Raw genomic sequence first — 20,996 nt, forward strand, 5'->3', positions numbered from 1 at the left:
GTGCCACAGGTTAACTTTTAAGTAATAATGCGATTTGGTCCTTTCCTATCAAATCAGTTGCCTATGTCCTTGTTGGGAAAAATACTGTCGCCGTGGCTGCGGATGGGAATGTACTCCCGGCTGTTCGTGCCGATTTTCGCGATTATTGCGGTGGTGGTCGGTGTGCGCTACCACCTCATGCTGGCGTCCGAAACCGGCTATGCCAACGCCCGCTATCAAAAAGACGCCGGCGAGCTGGTGGCGCATTTGCGCAAGACCCTGGCGCCCGCGCTGGCCACGCCTGATCGCGGCAGCCTGGATACCACGCTGTCCACCGCGCTGCTGCTGAATCCCGACCTGTCCGCCGCACGGCTCGATTTCGCCGGCGGTCACCTGGAGGCGCTGCGCAGTGTGCCCGCCGTGCCGGACTATCCCGGCTGGTTCACCCGTTTCAGCACCATCACGCCGTTCAACCGCACCATCCATCTCGGTAACGCCACGCTGGCGCTGAGCTTTGAGCCGACACTGCCGCTGATGCAGGTCTGGCGCACCATCTACCAGCAAGCCATTATTTCAGTGGTCAACGTCACCGTCATCTACACGCTGCTGGGCCTCATCATCTTCGCCAACAAGCGCATGCTGCGCCGCCTGGCCGACGCCACCAACCGCTTCCAGAGCGGCGACCACGATGTCCGCCTGCCAATCAGCGGCACGCTGGAAGCACGCATGCTGGCCAGTACCTTCAACAACATGGCGCAGCGCGTGCAGGCGCTGGTGCACAAGCTGCAGCAAAGCCAGAACGATCTGAGCGCACAGCTCACGCGCACCCTGCTGGCGCAGCAGCAGCTACAGGTGGAAAAAGACCGCATCGAAGTCACGCTGGCATCGATCGGCGATGCCGTCATCACGACTGATCTCACCGGCGGCATCGAAACCATCAACGAAGTAGCGCAACAGCTGACGGGATGGTCCGAAGCGCGCGCACGCGGCATGCAGCTGCACCAGGTGTTTATCCTGGCGAATAACTTCGGCCAGCATTCGCTGCTCAAGTCGATGAAGGCGATTTATGCGGGCGGTGAGATGGTCAAGGTCGGCAACCAGAGCCTGCGTAACCGCATGGGCCAGACCAGCACCGTGGAGTACACGGCCAACGCCATCCGCACGCCGCAAGGCGAGGTGCAAGGCTCGGTGCTGGTGTTCCGCGACGTCACCGAGCGCCGCCAGCTGATGCAGCAGATTTCCTGGCAGAGCAATCACGACATCCTCACCGGCCTGCCCAACCGCACCGCGCTGGCCCAGCGTTTCGAGCAGGAGGTGGAGCGCGCGCGGGAACATGGCCATCTGCTTGCAGTCTGCCTGTTTGACCTCGACCACTTCCAGCACGTGAACCAGTCGCTGGGCCAGGCCGTGGGTGATGAGATCCTCAAGCAGGCCGCCAGCCGCCTGCACGATTTCGCCGGCCAGCGCCATTATGTCGCGCGGCTGGGCGGCGATGAATTCGTGCTGCTGCTGCCGGAACTGAACGACCGCGCCGCCATCGAATACGCCATGGGCAAACTGATGGCGGCGCTGGCGCGCGATTATATCTGCGACGGCGAAGCGGTCAGCATGTCGGCCAGCGTCGGCATTGCGGTCTACACGGGCAACGACATCAGCGCCGACAGCCTGCTGCGTCACGCCGACCAGGCGCTGTACCAGGCCAAGATCACCGGCCGCAACCGCCATCACTTCTTTGACGCCGACCTGGATGAACAGGTACGCACGCACCACAACCGCCGCACCGAGGTACGCGCGGCAGTGCGCGCCAATGAACTGGCGCTGTACTACCAGCCCAAGCTGGACATGCGCAAAGGCCGCATCATCGGCATGGAGGCGCTGCTGCGCTGGGAGCATCCGCTGCGCGGCACCATCTCGCCTGGCGACTTCCTGCCCATCGTCGAGCACAGCGATGTGATTGTGGACATCGGCGAATGGGTGCTGCGCGAAGCCCTGCGCCAGCTGGAGTCGTGGCGCGCGTTCGATGCGGACTGGGTGATCAGCGTGAATATCGCCGCCCGCCATTTCCAGCGCCATGATTTTGTCGAGCGCCTGAAAGGCATCCTGGCCGAATTCCCGGACGTGCCGCCGCATATGCTGGAGCTGGAGATACTGGAATCGTCGGCGCTCAGCGACATCAGCCACGTGCGTAGCATCATGCTGGATTGCCAGGCGCTGGGCATCAGCTTTGCGCTGGATGATTTTGGCACCGGCTACTCGTCCATGTCCTACCTCAAGCGCTTGCCCGCCGATGTGCTGAAGATCGACCAGAGCTTCGTGCGCAATATGCTGGTGGACCGCGATGACCTGCATCTGGTCAGCGCTGTGATTGGCCTGGCGCGTTCGTTTGGTCTGGGCGTGATTGCGGAAGGCGTGGAAACCATCGAACACGGCGCCATGCTGATGCGCCTCGGTTGCGATCTGGTGCAGGGCTACGGCATCGCACGTCCGATGCCGGCAGACGATGTACTGGCATGGGTGGCCAGCTTCGACACCGCCACTGTATGGCAAGCTGCCGCCAGCCTGCCACCGATTATGAGCCTGCACGACAACAGCGCCGCCGGCGGCACCTCGCAGATGGCCTTAATTTAAGGCGCGGTCGATCAGCTCTATCCAGTGCATCACCGGCGTTTCAGTGCCGGATTGCAGATGCGCCGTGCAACCGACATTGGCGGAAACAATGGTCTGCGCGCCCGTCTCCGCCAGGCTGGCCAGCTTGCGGTCACGCAGTTGCAGCGACAGCTCCGGTTGCAGCAGCGAGTAGCTGCCCGCCGAGCCGCAGCACAGATGGCTGTCGGCGCACAGTACCACATCCACACCGGCCGCACGCAGCACACTCTCCACTTTGCCCCGGATCTGTTGGCCGTGCTGCAGCGTGCACGGCGGATGGTAGGCCACGCGCCCCGCTGAACTGCTGCGGACACTGCTGCGGACACGACGCGTCAGCGCTTCTTCAAACTGCGGCATCACTTCACTGAGATCGCGCGTCAGCGCTGAAATGCGCGCGGCTTTTTCCGCGTAGGCTGGATCGTGCGCCAGCAGATGCCCATATTCCTTGACCGTGACGCCGCAGCCGGACGCCGTCATGACAATGGCTTCGACGGTATCGACATACGGCCACCAGGCATCGATATTGCGGCGCATGTCATCCAGCGCGGCTTCCTGCTCATTCATATGGTGCCGCAGCGCGCCGCAGCATCCGGCCCTGGGGGCGACCATCAACTGCACGTCCAGCGCATCCAGCACGCGCGCGGTGGCGGCGTTGATGTTGGGCGCCATGGCAGGCTGCGCGCAGCCATCCAGCACCAGCATCTTGCGCGCATGCTCGCGCGCCGGCCACACGCCGGCGTTCTGGCGCTGCGGGATCTTGTCCTGCAACGCGGGTGATAAAAGGGGACGGAAGATCTGGCCGGCCCGCAGCGCGGCACTGAACACCGGCTTGCGCGTCAGCCCTTCGATCAGCACCTTGCGTTTGATACGTTCGCCCAGCGGACGCTGCACGCGCTGCTCCACCACCTGACGGCCGATATCGACCAGGCGGCCATATTTCACGCCCGACGGGCAGGTGGTTTCGCAGTTGCGGCAGGTGAGGCAGCGGTCCAGGTGCGTCTGCGTACTCGCAGTGACAGGGGCGCCTTCCAGCACCTGCTTGATCAGGTAAATCCGGCCGCGCGGCCCATCCAGTTCATCGCCCAGCAGCTGGTAGGTCGGGCAGGTGGCCGTGCAAAAACCGCAGTGCACGCAAGCGCGCAAGATGGCATCGGCTTCTTCGCCCTCGCGCGTGTGCTTGATGAAATCGGCAAGATTGGTTTGCATAATTCAGTACATGCGGCCAGGGTTGAAGATACCAGCAGGGTCAAACGACTGCTTCAGGCGTTCATGGATTTTCGCCACGGCCGGCGCCAGCGGATGAAATACACCCACGCGTTTGTCAGCGCAGCGGAACAGCGTGGCGTGCCCACCGGCTGCAGCGACGCTGCGGCGTATTATGCCCGCGCGCTCCTCGACACAGCCGCCTGCATCGCTGCCTATGGCTTCATTGGCATCGATCGCCAGCCAGCGCTGCGCCCCGCCCCATTCAATCAACTGTTCGCCGCGCAGGATGATGGCGCTGGCGTGCGAGGGCACGGACATGCGCCACAAGCTGGCGGCCTTGAAGTACGGGTGCGTCTGGTCGCGCAACGACGACCAGAAGGCATCCGCACCATCCAGCGCCTGCCCGCCCAGCTTGCGCTGCGCCGCTTCCACCGCTGCATCGGCGCCAGACAGCCGCAGCGACAGCACGTCCTGATGCCAGCAGCTGGCCGATATCGGCAATGGCTGGCCGGCCCATTCATTCAAGCGCCTCAATGCGTCGATTTCGCTCATCTCGAAGCGCAGGCTGGCCTCGCGCAGCGGCATCGGCAGCACCTTCAGCGACACTTCCAGTATCAGTCCCAGCGTACCCAGCGAACCAGCCAGCAAGCGCGATACGTCGTAGCCGGCCACATTCTTCATCACCTGGCCGCCAAAGCGCAGCACTTCGCCACGGCCATCCATCAGCACCGCGCCGAGTACGAAGTCGCGCACCGCGCCAGCACTGGCACGGCGCGGGCCGGAAAGCGCGCTGGCCACCACGCCGCCTATCGTTGAGCCTTCATGGCGCGGCGGTTCAAATGCCAGCATCTGGTTGTGCTGCGCCAGCAGCGCTTCAATCTCCGCCAGCGGTGTGCCGCAGCGCGCGGTGATGACCAGTTCCGTCGGCTCGTAAGACACCACGCCGCTGTAGCCGCGCGTGTCAAGTATCTCGCCGTGCAGCGCCTGGCCATACCAGTCCTTGGTGCCGCCGCCCCGGATGCGCAAGGGCGCGCTGGCGTTGCGTATGCGGGCGGCGAAATCGTCGTGAGAAGTCATCGTCAAAAACGGGGAAGGTTGGAGAACGGCAGCGCACCGCCGCTCACATGCATCTTGCCGAATTCTGCGCAGCGATGCAGCGTGGGAATGGCCTTGTCGGGGTTGAGAAGGCTATGCGGATCAAAGCTGCGCTTGACCGAAAAGAACGCCTCCAGCTCCGCCGGTGCAAACTGCACGCACATGGAATTGATCTTCTCGATACCCACGCCATGTTCGCCGGTGATGGTGCCGCCCACTTCCACGCACAAGGCCAGGATTTCGGCGCCAAACGCTTCGGCACGATGGAATTCATCGGGGATGTTGGCGTTGAACAGGATCAGCGGATGCAAATTGCCATCACCCGCATGGAACACGTTCGCGCAGCGCAGGCCATATTTGGTTTCCATTGCAGCGATGCCCGCCAGGACCTCGCCCAGGCGCTTGCGTGGAATGGTGCCGTCCATGCAGTAGTAGTCGGGCGAGATGCGGCCCGCAGCGGGAAAGGCGTTCTTGCGGCCGGACCAGAATCTGAGGCGCTCCGCTTCGGTCTGCGATACGGCAATCGCAATCGCACCGGCCGTGTTCAGTACCGCCGACATGCGGGCGATTTCCTCTTCCACTTCTTCGACGGTGCCATCCGCTTCGCACAACAGGATGGCGGCGGCTTCGGTGTCATAGCCCGCTTTCACAAACGGCTCCACCATCCGCGAAGAAGTCTGGTCCATCATCTCCAGCCCCGCCGGAATAATCCCCGCAGCGATGAGCGCAGCGACTGCGTGGCAGCCCTTCACCACCTCATCAAACGACGCCATGATGACGCGTGCGGTGGCTGGCTTGGGCACCAGCTTCACTGTCACTTCCGTCACGATGCCCAGCATGCCTTCGGAACCGATAAACACCGATAGCAGATCAAGGCCCGGCGCATCCAGCGCCTCGCTGCCCAGTTCCACCACCTCGCCGTCGATCGTCACCATCCGCACGCGCAGCACGTTATGCACCGTGAGGCCGTATTTCAGGCAGTGCACGCCACCCGAGTTCTCGGCCACGTTGCCGCCGATGGTGCAGGCGATCTGCGACGAAGGATCCGGCGCGTAGTACAAACCATAGGGCGCCGCAGCTTCCGAGATCGCCAGATTGCGCACGCCCGGCTGCACGACAGCCGTGCGCGAATACGCATCCATCCTCACGATGCGGTTCAGGCGCGCGGTGGACAGCACCACACCATCCGCAATCGGCATCGCGCCGCCGGACAGGCCCGTGCCCGCACCACGCGGCACCACCGGCACACCCAGCTCGCGGCACACCCTGAGCACCGCCACCACCTGCGCCTCGCTATCGGGCAGCACGACAATCATCGGCAGCTGGCGATATGCCGCCAGGCCGTCGCACTCATACGGACGGGTGTCCTCCACCGCCGACAGCACAGCGCGCGCCGGCAGCACATGCTGCAACGCGGTACAAACCTGCGCCCGGCGGGCAGTAAGATCAGTCACAGTGTTCATTGGGTCGTGCACCTGAAAACACACATTGAGACACGATTGTAAGCACAAACGCCTCCCAAGGCGAAATACCCCGCCGATTTGTTGTATTCTTTCGGGCGCAGCTACTTCAACTACTGGAACAGAGTATGGAACACAATTTTGAACAGGCCTGGCTCCTGGCGCTGGAAGAACGGTTCGGCGTGCAGGCCAAGATAGGCCAGATCGCGCTGGATAACCGCCCGCGCATGCTGATCTATTATTTCGAGGACTTCCCGGCCAAGGACATGCTGACCGCAGTCACCTCCGGCCTCTCCAACGCCAATCACCCGAACTGGGTGCACGGCAAGCCTGAACTGAGCTTCTCGCTGTACACCAAGGATACCGGCTGGGGCAGCGCTGCCGCCTATATCGCGCAATCCTTCTTCAACGACAGCTCGTTCCACTACCAGGCGTCGTTCAAGCTCGATCAGCCCATGTCCAAGGACAGCGCGATGAACGCCTGCTTCGTCTACCGTCCGCAGTTCATGAACGAAGAGCAGATCAAGTTCGAACTGCCGGACCGCACCATCTTCCTGGCCGGCCTGTTCCCGATGTACGACGAAGAAATCAAGATGTACGAAACCATCGGCACCAAGGATTTCTGGAACACGCCTGGCTTCGATCCCTACAACCCGCGCCGCGCAAGCATCGCCAACCAGGGCTGACCATCATGGGTAACCGACTCTCGAAAATCGCCACCCGCACCGGCGACGGCGGCACCACCGGCCTGGGCGACGGCACACGCACCGACAAGGACAGCGTCCGCATTACCGCCATCGGTGAAGTGGATGAACTCAATTCGCATCTCGGTCTGCTGCTGTGCGAAGACATGCCAGCCGACCTGCGCGATGAACTGGTCACTATCCAGCACGACCTGTTTGATCTGGGCGGTGAGCTGTGCATCCCTGGCTATCAGATGATCAAGGAAGCGCACGTTGAGCGCCTGGACGCACTGCTGGCCAAGTACAACGCCACGCTGCCGGCGCTGACGGAGTTCATCCTGCCCGCCGGCTCGCGCGCCGCATCGCAGGCGCATGTGTGCCGCACGGTGTGCCGCCGCGCCGAACGCGCCATCGTCACGCTGGGCAAGGCAGAGACCATCCACGAGCATCCACGCCAGTACGTGAACCGCCTGTCGGATCTGCTGTTTGTGTTGTCGCGTGTATTGAACCGCTACGCCGGCGGCAGCGACGTGCTGTGGCAGCACGAGCGCAAGCGCGGTTAATCATCGAATAGCCGCGCCATGCCCTTGGCCATGCTGAGGCGCGACGCGGTGGCGGGGTAGGCGCCGGACACCAGCGCCGCCTGCTCTCCCTCGGCCAGCTTGCGGTAGAAGCTCACCATATCGCTGGCCGACCAGCCAGCGCGGTGTGCCAGGACCATGCCCAGTTGATCAGCTTCCGATTCCTGCAAGCTTGATAAATTGGACAGGCGGATTTGCAGCGACAAATCACTGTCCAGACGCGCCATCACCACATCCAGCGGGACCGCAGGAAAACGGTTCAGCAGCACGGCTTCCGAAAAGGTTTCGCGGTGATGCTCGGCCACCGCATGCGCCACTTCATGGGCAAGCAAGGTTGCGAGTTCGCCATCGTTCAGCGCCAGTTGCCGCACGAAGGCGCTACCCACCAGGATTTTCCCGCCCGCCATGCAGATGGCATCGACCTCTGGATCGCTGGTAGTATGGACTTCCCACTCCCACCGGGCCGCTTCCGGCTTCAATTCAATCGCGGCACGTATGAGCTCCGCACTGATGTAGCGCAGGCGCGCCAGCAGTGCATGGTCCTCATCCAGCCGGCCAGCCGCAGCCAGGTCCACCATGCGGTCGATATAGCGGTCTTCCATGCGGGAGTCCACTTCTTCGGCACTGAAGCTCAGTTCCTGCGTGCGGCCAGATCCCGGCACCTGCCCGTGAGCGGCAGCCATGGCAAGCATCATCAGTACTGCGCATACCGGTTTCATGCCATCCTCTGATATAAACTGTTTATATCAATATAGGACAGCCTCGGCCAGAGGCAAGAAGATCTTCAGGAAGCGTTGTATCCCGGCAGCTCAGCAATCTTGGCAGCGAGATAATCCAGCAGCAGCCGCGCGCGCAAGGGCTGGTAGCGGCGCGATGGCGACAGCAGGTGCAATGCCTGCGGCTGGCCGCGCCATTTGGGCAGCACGTGCACCAGCGCGCCACTGTCGAGCAAGTCCTGCACCAGCCACAGAGGGAACAGCCCAATCCCGCCACCGGCGACCAGGCTGTCGCGCTTTGCCAGCGCATTGTTGATGCGATAACGGCTATGCGTGTGCACGATTTCGGTACGTTCGCCGTTATGCAGCGTCAGCACATCGCCATCGGGCAGCCAGGCAAAGCGGATGAAGTCGAAGCGGCCCAGATCCTGCGGCTGCTTCGGCTTACCGTGCTGCTGCAGGTAGGACGGCGCTGCCACCAGCAGGCGTGGCGACGCGCCCACCAGCCGCGCTACCGCATCCGGCGGCAGCTCGCGGCCATGCCGCACGGCGATATCCACGCCATCCTTGACCAGATCGACCATACGGTCATCCAGTATCAGCTCGATATCAACCTGCGGATAGGCTGCCAGGAAAGGCGCCAGCAAGGCATTCAGACGGAAATGGCCAAAGGCGTTGGGTGCATTCAGGCGTATCAGGCCGGCCGGCGTTTCGGTCTGGCCGCGCGCCTCGGCAACGGCCTCCTGATATTCCGCCAGCACGCCGAGCGCACGCTGATAAAACCGCATGCCTTGCGGCGTCACTTGCAGGCTGGTGGTACTGCGCTCCAGCAGGCGTACGCCCAGTTCACGCTCCAGCGCGGCCATCAACTTGCTGACCGTCGGTTGCGTGGTCGCCTCTTCGCGCGCCACAGCGGACAAGCTGCCCAGCTCCACGGCACGCACGAAGCAGCGCAATGATCGTATCGTATCCATTCACATCCTCATTCCAATATCGAATGAAGTATAGTCATTTTTACTGCCTTCTGCTCGTCAATGGAATAACCTATCGTATGCTTTTCGACAGGAGAAGCATCATGAAAAAACTCATCGCGGCCGCATTGGTCGCCGCCGCCATCACGCCGCTGCATGCCGCAGAAAACTGGGTCGCAAGCTGGCAAGCCAGCCCGCACGCGGCATGGAGCGAACAGGAATTTGTGCTGCCGACAGGCGTGCCAGCGGTGCTGGAACGTCAGACTGTACGCGAAATGGTGCGTATCAGCGTCGGTGGACGGCATGCCCGCGTAGTGCTGTCCAACCGCTATGGCACGCAGCCACTGGTGATCGGCGAGGCGCGCATCGCCCGCGCCGAACCCGCGGCTGCACAAGCTCACGGGGTGGTACTGACCTTCGGCGGCCAACGCAGCGTCACCATTCCTCCCGGTGCGCCGATGGTCAGCGACGCCATCGCCATGCCGGTCGAAGCGCTGGAAAAGCTGGCGGTCAGCATCTACCTGCCACAGCGCACACCGCTGACCACTTTCCACTGGGGCGCGCAGCAAACCGGCGCCATCGCCGACGGCAACCTTACCGGGGAGGCCATGCCGGCCAATGCCCAGGCACTGCATGGCCGCGCGCTGCTCAGCGGGATCTGGGTCAACACGGCGACGCCGGCCAGCGCAGTGGTCGCATTTGGCGACTCCATCACGGACGGCAACGGCTCCACGCCGGATATGGACCGCCGCTGGTCCGACTATCTGGCAGCACGGCTGGCGAAGAAAGGCATCGCCGTCGTCAACGCCGGCATCTCGGGCGCCCGCCTGCTGGGCGACCGCATGGGCGTCAACGCGGCTGCGCGCTTCGAGCAGGATGTATTGAGCCAGCCAGGCGTCAGCACCGCGATTGTCCTGATGGGGATTAACGATATCGGCTGGCCGCAAAGCATCTTCGCGCCAGATGAAGCGCCCATGACGGCCGACCGCATGATCGGCGCCTACCGCCAGCTGATCGTGCAAGCGCGTGCGCGCAAGATCCGCATTATCGGCGCCACGATGCCGCCATTTGAAGGCACGCCGATTGAAGGCTACTACACGCCGGCCAAGGATGCGTTGCGCCAGCAGGTGAACCGGTGGATCAAGGAGAGTAGAGAGTTCGACGCAGTGGCCGATATCGATGCGCTGCTGCGCGACCCGGCCAACCCGGCGCGCATGCGGCCACACTACGACAGCGGCGACCATCTGCATCCGGGCGACGCCGGATACGCAGCCATGGCCGCCGAACTGGCAGGCTATATTAACCAGTAAAGTTCGGGGTCAGTGCCGACATTCGGACATTTCGTTTGTGAAATGTCCGAATGTCGGCACTGACCCCGAACTTTTTAGACGTTATTGACCACCAGGCGTGGTTCGTCGCTGGCAAAGCGCTGCTTGATCGAAGCGGTGATGCCGGCGGCGTCCAGGCCAACGCTGGACAGCAGCTTGGCCGGATCGCCGTGGTCGATGAACTGGTCCGGCAGACCAAGCATCAGCATCGGCTTGTGCAGGCCTGCCGCTGCCAGTGCTTCCGCCACTGCCGCGCCAGCGCCGCCCATGATGCAGCCCTCTTCCACCGTCACGAAGTAATCGTGATCGGCCGCCAGCTGCTTCACCAGTTCCACGTCCAGCGGCTTGACGAAGCGCATATTGGCCACGGTTGCATTCAGCGTTTCACCAGCCGTCACCGATGGCGTCACCATCGAGCCGAACGCCAGAATCGCGATCTTCTGGCCAGTGCGTTTGATCTCGCCCTTGCCGATCTCGATCGAAGTCAGCTCCGGCTGGATCGCCGCGCCGATGCCGGCGCCGCGTGGATAGCGGATCGCGGCCGGACCGTGGTAGTGATAGCCGGTAGTCAGCATCTGGCGGCATTCGTTTTCGTCCGACGGCGCCATCACCACCATGTTCGGGATGCAGCGCAGGTAAGCCATATCGTAGTTGCCAGCATGGGTTGCGCCATCTGCGCCCACCAGGCCTGCGCGGTCCAGTGCAAACGTCACGTCCAGGTTTTGCAGCGCGACGTCGTGGATCAGCTGATCGTAGCCGCGTTGCAGGAAGGTCGAGTAAATCGCCACCACCGGCTTCAGGCCTTCGCAGGCCAGGCCCGCGCCAAAGGTTACCGAGTGCTGCTCGGCGATGCCGACGTCGAAGTAGCGGTCCGGATATTCCTGGTCGAAGCGCACCATGCCCGAACCTTCGCGCATGGCCGGCGTGATGCCGACCAGCTTCTTGTCGGCAGCAGCCATGTCGCACAGCCAGTCGCCAAACACCTCGGTGTAGGTTTTCTTCGACGGCGCGGCGGCTGGCTTGATGCCTTCGGCCGGATTGAACTTGCCGGTGCCGTGGTACAGGATAGGTTCGGCCTCGGCCAGCTTGTAGCCCTGGCCTTTCTTGGTCACCACGTGCAGGAATTGCGGGCCTTTCAGCTGCTTGATGTTCTGCAGCGTCGGGATCAGCGATTCCAGGTCGTGGCCATCAATCGGGCCGATATAGTTAAAGCCGAATTCCTCGAACATCGTGGCTGGCACCACCATGCCCTTCGCATGCTCTTCCAGTTTCTTGGCCAGTTCCAGCACTGGACCGGGCAGCACCGACTTGCCGACGTTCTTGGCGGCGGCGTAGAACTGTCCCGACATCAGGCGCGCCAGGTAGCGGTTCAGCGCACCCACTGGCGGCGAGATCGACATATCGTTGTCGTTCAGGATCACCAGCAGATTCACGTCGTCCTGCACGCCCGCGTTGTTCAGTGCTTCAAACGCCATACCGGCGGTCATCGAGCCATCGCCGATCACGGCGATCGCGTGGCGATGCTCGCCCTTGATCTTGGCCGCTTGCGCCATGCCCAGCGCTGCTGAGATGGAGGTCGACGAGTGCGCGGTGCCGAAGGTGTCGTATTCCGATTCGTCGCGTTTCGGGAAGCCCGAGATGCCGCCCAGCTGGCGCAGCGTGTGCATGCGGTCGCGGCGGCCGGTCAGGATCTTGTGCGAATAAGTCTGGTGACCCACGTCCCACACGATGCGGTCATGCGGCGTGTTGAACACGTAGTGCAGCGCCACCGTCAGTTCCACCGTGCCCAAATTGGACGACAGGTGGCCGCCGGTCTTGGAGACCGAATCCAGCAGGTAAGCGCGCAGTTCATGCGCCAGCGGCGTCAGTTGGCTGTACGGCAGTTTGCGTACATCGGCCGGGGTTTCAATTTTATCGAGCAAGTTCATTTATGCCTTCCGCTGCACGATCAGATCCGCGAGTTCGCGTAATCGCAAAGCTTTATCTCCAAACGGCGCGAGCGCTGCATGCGCATCGAGCCGCAATTTTTCTGCCAGCGCGCGCGACGGTTCCAGACCCAGGATCGATACATAGGTCGGCTTGTTGTCGGCGGCGTCCTTGCCGGCGGTCTTGCCCAGCGTGGCCGAATCGGCCGTCGCGTCGAGCACATCGTCCACTACCTGGAATGCCAGGCCGATGGCGCGCGCATACACATTCAGCGCGCTGAGTTCTTGTTCCGTCAGATCCTTGCCTGCCAGCGCGCCCAGTACCACGGACGCGCGCAGCAGCGCACCGGTCTTCAGCTGGTGCATCTGCTCCAGCTGCTCCAGCGTCAGGCTGATGCCGACGCTGTCCAGGTCAATCGCCTGGCCGCCGCACATGCCGGCCGAACCGGAAGCATGCGCCAGCAAACGCAGCATCGCCACCTGGCGCGCTGGCGGCACGGTGGCCGCTTCCGACAGCACCAGGAAAGCCTGCGATTGCAGCGCGTCGCCGACCAGCAGCGCAGTCGCTTCGTCATAGGCCACGTGGACGGTCGGTTTGCCGCGGCGAAGTTCATCGTCGTCCATGCATGGCATGTCGTCGTGGACCAGCGAATAGGCGTGGATCATTTCGACCGCCGCCGCCGCGCGGCTCAGGGTGGCCGCATCGGCGCCGAACAGCGCACCGGCCGCGTACACCAGCAGCGGACGCACACGCTTGCCGCCGCCAAGCAGCGCATAGCGCATCGCATCGTGCAGCTTGGTGGGGATAACATCAGCAGCAGGCAGGAAACCGGATAAATCGTTTTCAGATCCGGCCTGCACAGTTTTCATCCAATCCTGGAAAGCGGCGTTCATTGTTCGCCCTCGCCAGCTTCCATAAATGGCTTAAGCATCTCGCCTTCCAATACCTTGACCTGGGATTCCACTTTCTCCAGCTGGGCGGCGCAGAATTTCACCAGCTCCGAGCCGCGCGCATAGGCGGCCACCGAGGCTTCCAGCGGCAGTTGGCCTGCCTCCATTTGTGCGACCAGCTGCGCCAGCTCCGCCATCGCTTCTTCAAACGAGACGGGGGCGGCGGCAGTCGCGTCGGCAGTTATTTTCTTAGACATAGTCACTCAGTTATCTTTGGCACGCTTAGGCCTACTCAGAGCCAGCGCAGTGTAGCCCGATATTTTAGAACAAACCACCTTATCCGGTGGAACATTAGCGGCCACACCTGCGGGCAGACTATGGATTTTATCGCAATCGCCCCCATTTGCCGTACCAGCATGCTGGAATTGCAAGTTTTTGCACGAAAAACGAGCACAGCAGGCTGTCGGTCGAGCACAAAAGACGGTATAATTGCCGGTTCTGTCCTAAATACCACCTCAACGCATTTTAGTTATGCGGGTCGTCTTTACGGATTCTGTCTCTTCTTGGTTTGAATTTTTAATTAAGGGGGGTTTGGATGTCCGATCTGGGTACCCACGCCAAGCTAGCGCGGCCAACTGCGCAACTTCCGGTAAGCGTCTATTTTGACGAATCGCTACTGCAGCGCGAAATGCAGCAATTATTCAAGGCCGGTCCGCGTTATGTCGGACATGAGCTGATGGTGCCGAATGTCGGCGACTATGCGACCCTCACCGCCGAAAACGAAGGCCGCATGCTGGTGCGGAATGCGAATGGCCTGGAGCTGCTGTCCAACGTCTGCCGCCACCGCCAGGCGCTGATGTTCAACGGCCGTGGCAATGCGAATAACATCGTCTGCCCATTGCACCGCTGGACCTATGACCTCAAGGGTGAGTTGATCGGTGCGCCGCACTTCCCTGAAACGCCATGTCTGAACCTGCCGAAAACCCAGCTGCAAAGCTGGAACGGCCTGCTGTTCGAGCAAAACGGCTACAACGTCATGGAAACGCTGAACGACCTGTCCGTCACCAAGGACCTGGATTTCGGCGGCTACATGCTGGATCACGTCGAAGTCCACAACTGCGACTACAACTGGAAGACTTTCATTGAAGTCTATCTGGAGGACTATCACGTCGAGCCGTTCCATCCTGGACTGGGCAGCTTCGTCACCTGTGACGACCTGCGCTGGGAGTTCGGCCGCGAGTACAGCGTGCAGACCGTGGGCGTGCACAAGGGCCTGCAGAAATCCGGCTCGGAAGTCTACAAGCACTGGCAGGAGCAGGTGCTCAAGTTCCGCGGCGGCGAACCGCCGCCATATGGCGCGATCTGGCTCACGCTCTACCCGAACATCATGGTGGAGTGGTACCCGCACGTGCTGATCGTCTCGACCCTGTGGCCGGAAGGTCCGAACCGCACCAAGAACGTGGTGGAGTTCTACTACCCCGAAGAGATCGTGCTGTTCGAACGCGAATTCATCGAGGCCGAACGCGCCGCCTACATGGAAACCTGCATCGAGGACGACGAGATCGGCCAGCGCATGGATGCCGGCCGCAAAGCCCTGATGGAACGGGGCGAGACGGACGGCGGGCCGTACCAGTCACCGATGGAAGACGGCATGCAGCACTTCCACGAGTGGTACCAACGCAAAATGGATTTATAAGGTTTTACAATGCAGTCACTTTGGATGTTGTTTGCGAGTTTTATGTTTGCCGTCATGGGCGTGTGCGTGAAACTGGCCTCGGTAGAGTTCTCAACATCTGAATTGGTCTTGTACCGGGGCGTGGTCGGCGTGATCACCCTCGGCACCATCATCAAGCTGCGCGGCGAAACCTTCCGCACCGCCATGCCGGGTGCCCACGTATGGCGCGGCCTGATCGGCGTCACTTCCCTCTGGTTGTGGTACTACTCCATCGGCGAGCTGCCGCTGGCCACCGCCATGACCCTCAATTACATGTCGCCGATCTGGATCGCAGTCTGGCTGTTTGCCCTGGGCTGGTGGCATGCCAAGGGCGACGTCAAATGGCCGCTGATGGTGGCGGTGGGCCTGAGCTTTGTCGGCGTCACGCTGCTGCTGCGTCCTGCCTTCAACGCCAATCAGCTGACGCCGGCGCTGATTGCGCTGGGCTCCAGCGTGATCACCGCCACGGCCTATATGCAGGTCCGCAAAATGGGCCTGGCCGGCGAACCTGAGAACCGCGTGGTGTTCTACTTCACCGTGATGAATCTGCTGGCCGGCATTGTCGGCGTGTTCCTGACCGGCGGCAGCGACGGCCCGGTATGGCATCCCATCAACAGCGTGCGCAGTGCGGTACTGCTGCTGGCGATTGGCGTCTGCGCCACCAGCGCGCAGATCGCCATGACGCGCGCCTACCGCCTGGGGAATACGCTGGTGGTGGCCAACCTGCAGTACACCGGCATTGTGTTTTCCAGTATCTGGGGCGTGTTTATCTTTGGCGACGTGTTCGACTGGCACAGCTGGGCGGGCATCGGTATCATTCTTGCGTCGGGTATGGCGGCAACGTTCTACAATACCCGCAATACCGAACGCGGTAAGGCCATTGCCACTACCGATCCTATCGCCAGCGAAGTTTAAGGAAACCAGTCCATGCACACGACCCTGATCGACGCCGCAACACTGTCCCAGCATCTGCAAGATCCGAAATGGGTCATCCTCGATTGCCGCCATGATTTGATGCATCCCAACGCCGGTTTCGACAGCTTTGCCATCGGCCATATCGAGGGCGCGCAGTTTGCCAATATCGATACGGATCTGTCGGGCGCGAAGACTGGCGCCGACGGCAAGTTCCTGGGCCGTCATCCGCTGCCGGGCCGCGCGGCCCTGATCGAAACCCTGCGCGGCTGGGGCATCAGCGACGACACGCAAGTGGTGGCCTACGACGCACACGGCGGCATGTTCGCCGCGCGTCTGTGGTGGCTGCTGCGCTGGGTCGGCCATCCAGCGGTGGCCGTGCTGAATGGCGGCCTGGTGGCATGGCAGTCCGCCGGCCTGCCGATGGTGACGCATGCCGAACGCCGCACGCCGGGTTCGCTCAGCGAGAAGTCTTCGCTGGTGCCGACCGTCAGCGTGGACGATGTGCTCAACAACCTGTCGACGCAAGCGCGCACCGTGGTGGATGCGCGCGCCAACGACCGCTATCGCGGCGAGAATGAAACCATTGATCCTGTCGGTGGCCACATCCCGGGCGCCAAAAACCGCTTCTTCAAAGACAACCTGACCGCCGACGGCCGTTTCAAGGATAGCGCGCAACTGAAGGCCGAATTCGCGCCGCTGTTCGATGAGCCATCGAAAGCCATCATGCAATGCGGCTCCGGCGTCACCGCCTGCCACAATCTGCTGGCCCTGGAAGTGGCCGGCCTGCCCGGCGCCGCCCTCTATCCCGGCTCATGGAGCGAATGGGTAGGCGATACCACCCGCCCTGTCGCCACGGGCAACCACTAAATCTCTCTGTAGAAACTATTAAATAAATAGTAATTAAATATGTAGAACCGTTGTAAAAATTACAGCAAATTCATTGTAGTAAAGATCACATAAGCAGATACTAGGTTTGGGAACTTCCCCTTTCGGGGACGGTTCCCATTGTTCATTTGAACGCAGTTCTACTTATGAAAGCCTGATCATGCTGACACTACAAAAGAAGCTGAAATACGAGGGCGATACCAGCAAGATTCCCCTGAAAGACATCATCCTGTCTTTTGCCATCCCCACTTACGACTATGCAGCAGCACCCGGCAGTACCAGCGGCTGGGTCGAACGAACGGCACTCCCCGCCGTCAACTATGACATCCCCAGCACGCTCACAGCGAGCGACTACCATGCCAGTTTTCCCGCCTCCGCGCTGACCGGCAAGGACGACACCACCGTCGCCAATTTCTGGAAATACGTCGCGCAGGTACTGCGCGGCAGCGGTAGCGATGCGGCCGGCATTCCGGGCCAAGCCGCGACCCTGGACCAGCTGACCGTGCCGGTCACGGTGCGTTACCTGACACCAGACGGCAATAGCCTGGGACAGAAGCAGTTCCATGCCCTGTTCTCATTTGGCCGCCTGCTGGCGGGCGCCGCGCATGCCATTGCCGGCGCGGCACTCAGCGACCGCGTGGAACTCGACACCGGCAATCCATCGACCGGCCTGAGCAGCGATAGTCTCATCTTCATCAACAAGGAAGCCTATCTCGCCCTGCTCAAGGAACTCGGCGGCGTGGCCAGGTCCGGTGACGACATCTATCTGCTCGCCATCATTGCCTACCTGTGCGATACCAGTGGCGACTATCCGGTGCTCTCCAAAAAGATCGATCCGGAACTGGAAAAGCTGCTGATGGCACGCCTGCGCGAACGGGGCATCGGCGATCCCGCCAGCGCGTTGGCACTGATCAAGAAGCACTACGCCAGCCTGTTTGACTTCCCCCTACTGATTGCGGAAATCGCCATCCTCGAGATTGCCGGCACACTGCGCATCAAGACCTCAGACCTGTCCGCAGTCAGCAAAGCCGATTTCGATTACTACGATGTGAGCGTCGAACTGGCGCTCCCCGACAACAGCAAAAACCCGGCGCAGAACGAACGCCATATCAACTGGAAAAAAAACAAAAACAACGTCAGCGACAATGCTCTGCCTTTCACCTTTGCAGACCAGGCGCCGATCTACAAGAACGCACTACAGGGCAATGTACAGGTCAAGGTCAAAGGCTTTGACGGCTCGGTCTTGTGGTCCGAATCTTTCGATGCCGGCGACAAGGCATTGGGCGCACTGGACATCGAAGTCCCGCTGATGCGGCCTATCGTACTCAATCCCGCCGACAAGAACGGCAAAAAACCATCGGGCAAAAAGATCCGCGGCCAGGTGCTGGAGCCGACCAAGAAGTGCCCGGTGCTGGGCCTTACCGTCCTTGTCCAGGCCAAGAAAGATGGCGACCAGGTATGGCACATCGTCAGTGCTGGCACCACCGACAAGTCGGGCAACTTCTCGCTGCCCTACCCTTACGGCATCTATGTCAAAGCCCAGGCGCTGCTGTCGGTAATGCCCAACGATCCGGTCGATATCGCCATCATCGCCGATGACGGTAGCGGCGCCACCATCTCGGACGATTTCCTGTACCTGCTGCTGAAAGACTTTACCTGCCCCGATGAGAGCGATGACGACTGCGATTGTCACAGTCCCAAGAAAGCCCCGCGCCTGCCCGACCACGAAGACCTGATCGGCTCCGACGATTATTCGCAGGACATCGGCGGCTCCTGCGTCAATCTGTCCACGCCCAACCGCACGCTCAATGAATACAACTACAAGGCAATCGTGCGGACGTCTGATCCGGACGTGGCCAACTACACGCTGAAGAAGATCGAAACCTATGTGCCCAAGCTGGGGCAAAAGATGACCAGCTTTGAGCTGACCGGCGGCGCCACCAAGATCACGCGCAAGCCCGTCGACCTGACCAATCCGATCCGCTGGCAGGACGCGCCCGACGACCATGCCAACCTGTCGCTGTACCAGGCGGTGACGATAGCGACCGGTCACGTGCTGCACTACAAATCCGTGTTCAAGGCGGACGGCTACTCGCTCGGCGATTTAATCTATTCGCTGGCGCTGGCGCCGGGGCAGAAAAAAGAAATCGTCGTGTTTGACGCCACCCACTCCCTGCAAGCCCGCGAGACGCAGCAAATCAGCCAGGCGGAAAACCTGGCTGCCGCGATTGTCGATGACCGGGAAATCCTCGATCAGCTGGGCGGCAATATCAACGAGAGCATGCAGGGCAGCAGCTCGGCCCATACCAGCGGCGTGAGTGCAGGCTTTGGCGCGGGTGCGCTGGTCGGTCCGGTGGGCGCTGTGCTGGGCGTCTCTGGCGGCACGGCGGACTCCAGCTCCAGCGCGCAGCAAAGCAGTTCGCGCGGTGTGTCGCAATTCTTTGGCGAAAAGCTGCGCCAGTCGATCATGCAGAACGCTGCCAGCTATCGCCAGCTGAACGCCTCGGTCGTCACCACCGTCAGCGAAGGCCAGCGCTATGCCGCGTCCACCGAAGTGGTGGCCAACCACAATCACTGCCACGCACTGACGATGATGTATTTTGAAGTGCTGCGCCACTACGCCATCTACCAGGAGCTCAGCAACGTTGAAGAATGCGTGTTCGTGCCCTTGCTGATGACGGATTTTTCCACCGAAAACATCTTCAAATGGCGCGACGTGCTGGCCAGGCATTTGCTCTACATGCCTTCGGAAACCTATCTGCGCTTCCGCGGCTTTGGCTACCGCCATCCCTTGCTCAAAGCCTTTGATGCGAACGAACGCATCAAGACCGACTACGCCAACGTGGATTTCCCGGCTGGCCGCTACGACGAAGAGAGCATCACCTATGTCCGCGGCGAAATCAACCTGAAGACCAATCTGCAGCGGCCGAAAACGCGCTATGACCGCATCAAGTCATTGCCGATTGTGACCAAGACCGTCTCGCACCAGGAAGCCAAAGGCTTTTCGACCAGCGAAATCGTTGGCGCGATTTTCACTGGCGGTGCTTCCCTGCTGGCGCACTCCGACAGCAAAACGGTGAGCGAGGAAATCCAGGTCCGGGCAAAAATCTTCGATGCCTTCATGCAGATCGATGACAACTTCCAGACCGTGCCGCCGGCACGCTGCGTCCGCGTCATCAACTTCCAGCCGACCTCCATCACCATCGGCGGCGTCACGGTGCCGGTGACGTTTGCCGACTTCTTTGAAAACGACGTGGTCGATAAAAAAGTCTGGACCACCTACGCCAAGCTGCTGGGCTATGCCGACGTGATTCCGATGATGGAGAATTACTTCCAGGGCCGCCTGATCGCGGAGTGGGATGACATCTACTACAACGAAATGGCGCCGGTCATTTTCGACAAGATCGTCAACACCCTGGCCATCGACTTCCTGGCGCTCGACTTCAGCTGCGCCACGCGCTACAAAGGCGGCGAGCGCGCCATGCGCGTGGACTTCCGCGGCACCACCACCAAGAAGCGCGTCGAATTCCCTCTGTATATCGACATCCGCTTCGACAGCGCGGTGGTCAACGGCTTGCTTAACCTGGTCACGCTGAACACCGGCACAGTCAAGATTTACTACGACACCGCGCACTATCACGGCACCCTCTTCAGCGGCAATGTCAACGACGACCTGCTCGATGGCACGCAGCTGTATATTCCGGAGAATTCGGACGAGAAGCGCAACCCGCGCAAGGAAGACATATACGTCGTCAATAAACTCATCAGCCACCTCAACAGCAATCTGGAGCACTACAACAAGGCCTTGTGGTTCAGCCTGGATCCGGACCGCCGCTACATGCTGCTCGATGGCTTCAACATCCAGGTCTTCAATTCGTCCGGCGTGCCGGTCGGCTTCCGCAGCCTGGCCTCGGTGGTCAAGAACGACCTCATCACCATCACCGGCAACTCCATGGTGTTCCCGGTGGCCGCCGGCTATAAGGTGAGCCAGTCTTACATCA

At 61.4% G+C, this 20,996-nt stretch carries 16 protein-coding genes; 8 read left to right on the forward strand and 8 right to left on the reverse strand.

The window, feature by feature from the left end:
* Nucleotides 1–108 precede the first annotated feature (108 nt).
* Nucleotides 109–2,607 carry a putative bifunctional diguanylate cyclase/phosphodiesterase gene (locus BUA36_RS13880; protein WP_229255702.1) on the forward strand — a complete coding sequence of 833 codons (2,499 nt, stop codon included), beginning with the start codon at nt 109–111 and terminating at the stop codon, nt 2,605–2,607.
* Here BUA36_RS13880 and glcF read toward each other — a convergent pair.
* The 3 genes from glcF to BUA36_RS13895 are packed head-to-tail and all read right to left on the reverse strand — an operon-like array spanning nt 2,599 to nt 6,380.
* Nucleotides 2,599–3,831: a glycolate oxidase subunit GlcF gene (gene glcF / locus BUA36_RS13885; RefSeq protein ID WP_072785410.1), complete on the reverse strand. Its 1,233-nt coding sequence runs from the start codon at nt 3,829–3,831 to the stop codon at nt 2,599–2,601. The genes BUA36_RS13880 and glcF overlap by 9 nt on opposite strands.
* A gap of 3 nt (nt 3,832–3,834) precedes the next feature.
* A complete protein-coding gene (gene glcE / locus BUA36_RS13890; RefSeq protein ID WP_072785411.1) occupies nt 3,835–4,908 on the reverse strand; it encodes a glycolate oxidase subunit GlcE in 1,074 nt (357 codons plus the stop codon).
* A 2-nt stretch (nt 4,909–4,910) separates the two neighbouring features.
* Nucleotides 4,911–6,380, reverse strand: a complete 1,470-nt coding sequence (locus BUA36_RS13895) for an FAD-linked oxidase C-terminal domain-containing protein (protein ID WP_229255703.1) — start codon at nt 6,378–6,380, stop codon at nt 4,911–4,913.
* A gap of 134 nt (nt 6,381–6,514) precedes the next feature.
* Between BUA36_RS13895 and BUA36_RS13900 the strand changes: the two genes are divergently transcribed.
* A complete protein-coding gene (locus BUA36_RS13900) occupies nt 6,515–7,072 on the forward strand; it encodes a suppressor of fused domain protein (protein WP_072785413.1) in 558 nt (185 codons plus the stop codon).
* 5 nt (nt 7,073–7,077) lie between these two features.
* Nucleotides 7,078–7,632 (forward strand): cob(I)yrinic acid a,c-diamide adenosyltransferase, encoded by a 555-nt coding sequence (locus tag BUA36_RS13905; RefSeq protein WP_072785414.1) that lies wholly within the window; start codon nt 7,078–7,080, stop codon nt 7,630–7,632.
* Here BUA36_RS13905 and BUA36_RS13910 read toward each other — a convergent pair.
* Together BUA36_RS13910 and BUA36_RS13915 are read right to left on the reverse strand one after the other, a co-directional pair.
* A complete protein-coding gene (locus BUA36_RS13910; protein WP_229255705.1) occupies nt 7,629–8,333 on the reverse strand; it encodes a M48 family metalloprotease in 705 nt (234 codons plus the stop codon). The two genes, BUA36_RS13905 and BUA36_RS13910, sit on opposite strands and share 4 nt — an antisense overlap.
* A gap of 101 nt (nt 8,334–8,434) precedes the next feature.
* Complete coding sequence (locus tag BUA36_RS13915; protein ID WP_072785416.1) at nt 8,435–9,340, reverse strand: LysR family transcriptional regulator; 906 nt, start codon at nt 9,338–9,340, stop codon at nt 8,435–8,437.
* Nucleotides 9,341–9,441: 101 nt separating this feature from the next.
* On the opposite strand from BUA36_RS13915, the gene BUA36_RS13920 reads away from it, so the two are divergent.
* The gene (locus BUA36_RS13920; RefSeq protein ID WP_072785417.1) at nt 9,442–10,647 is read left to right on the forward strand and encodes an SGNH/GDSL hydrolase family protein; all 1,206 of its coding nucleotides are present in this window, start codon (nt 9,442–9,444) and stop codon (nt 10,645–10,647) included.
* Nucleotides 10,648–10,721: 74 nt separating this feature from the next.
* Here BUA36_RS13920 and dxs read toward each other — a convergent pair whose 3' ends face one another.
* The 3 genes from dxs to BUA36_RS13935 are packed head-to-tail and all read right to left on the reverse strand — an operon-like array spanning nt 10,722 to nt 13,738.
* Nucleotides 10,722–12,593, reverse strand: coding sequence for a 1-deoxy-D-xylulose-5-phosphate synthase (gene dxs / locus BUA36_RS13925; protein ID WP_072785418.1), 1,872 nt, complete (start codon nt 12,591–12,593; stop codon nt 10,722–10,724).
* Nucleotides 12,594–13,484: a polyprenyl synthetase family protein gene (locus tag BUA36_RS13930; protein WP_072785420.1), complete on the reverse strand. Its 891-nt coding sequence runs from the start codon at nt 13,482–13,484 to the stop codon at nt 12,594–12,596.
* The gene (locus BUA36_RS13935) at nt 13,481–13,738 is read right to left on the reverse strand and encodes an exodeoxyribonuclease VII small subunit (protein WP_072785422.1); all 258 of its coding nucleotides are present in this window, start codon (nt 13,736–13,738) and stop codon (nt 13,481–13,483) included. Before BUA36_RS13935 ends, BUA36_RS13930 begins: the two co-directional genes overlap by 4 nt.
* 338 nt (nt 13,739–14,076) lie before the next feature.
* Here BUA36_RS13935 and BUA36_RS13940 point away from each other — a divergent pair, with 338 nt between their 5' ends.
* From BUA36_RS13940 to BUA36_RS13955, 4 genes are all read left to right on the forward strand, one after another.
* Nucleotides 14,077–15,177 carry an aromatic ring-hydroxylating oxygenase subunit alpha gene (locus tag BUA36_RS13940; RefSeq protein WP_072785424.1) on the forward strand — a complete coding sequence of 367 codons (1,101 nt, stop codon included), beginning with the start codon at nt 14,077–14,079 and terminating at the stop codon, nt 15,175–15,177.
* Between the two features lie 9 nt (nt 15,178–15,186).
* Nucleotides 15,187–16,110, forward strand: coding sequence for a DMT family transporter (locus BUA36_RS13945; protein ID WP_072785426.1), 924 nt, complete (start codon nt 15,187–15,189; stop codon nt 16,108–16,110).
* Between the two features lie 12 nt (nt 16,111–16,122).
* The gene (locus BUA36_RS13950) at nt 16,123–16,977 is read left to right on the forward strand and encodes a sulfurtransferase (RefSeq protein WP_072785429.1); all 855 of its coding nucleotides are present in this window, start codon (nt 16,123–16,125) and stop codon (nt 16,975–16,977) included.
* Nucleotides 16,978–17,155: 178 nt separating this feature from the next.
* Nucleotides 17,156–20,996 (forward strand): hypothetical protein (locus tag BUA36_RS13955; RefSeq protein ID WP_208861891.1); only part of this gene is annotated, 3,841 nt, incomplete at its 3' end.

Source organism: Duganella sacchari, assembly GCF_900143065.1.
Lineage (GTDB): Bacteria > Pseudomonadota > Gammaproteobacteria > Burkholderiales > Burkholderiaceae_D > Rugamonas > Rugamonas sacchari.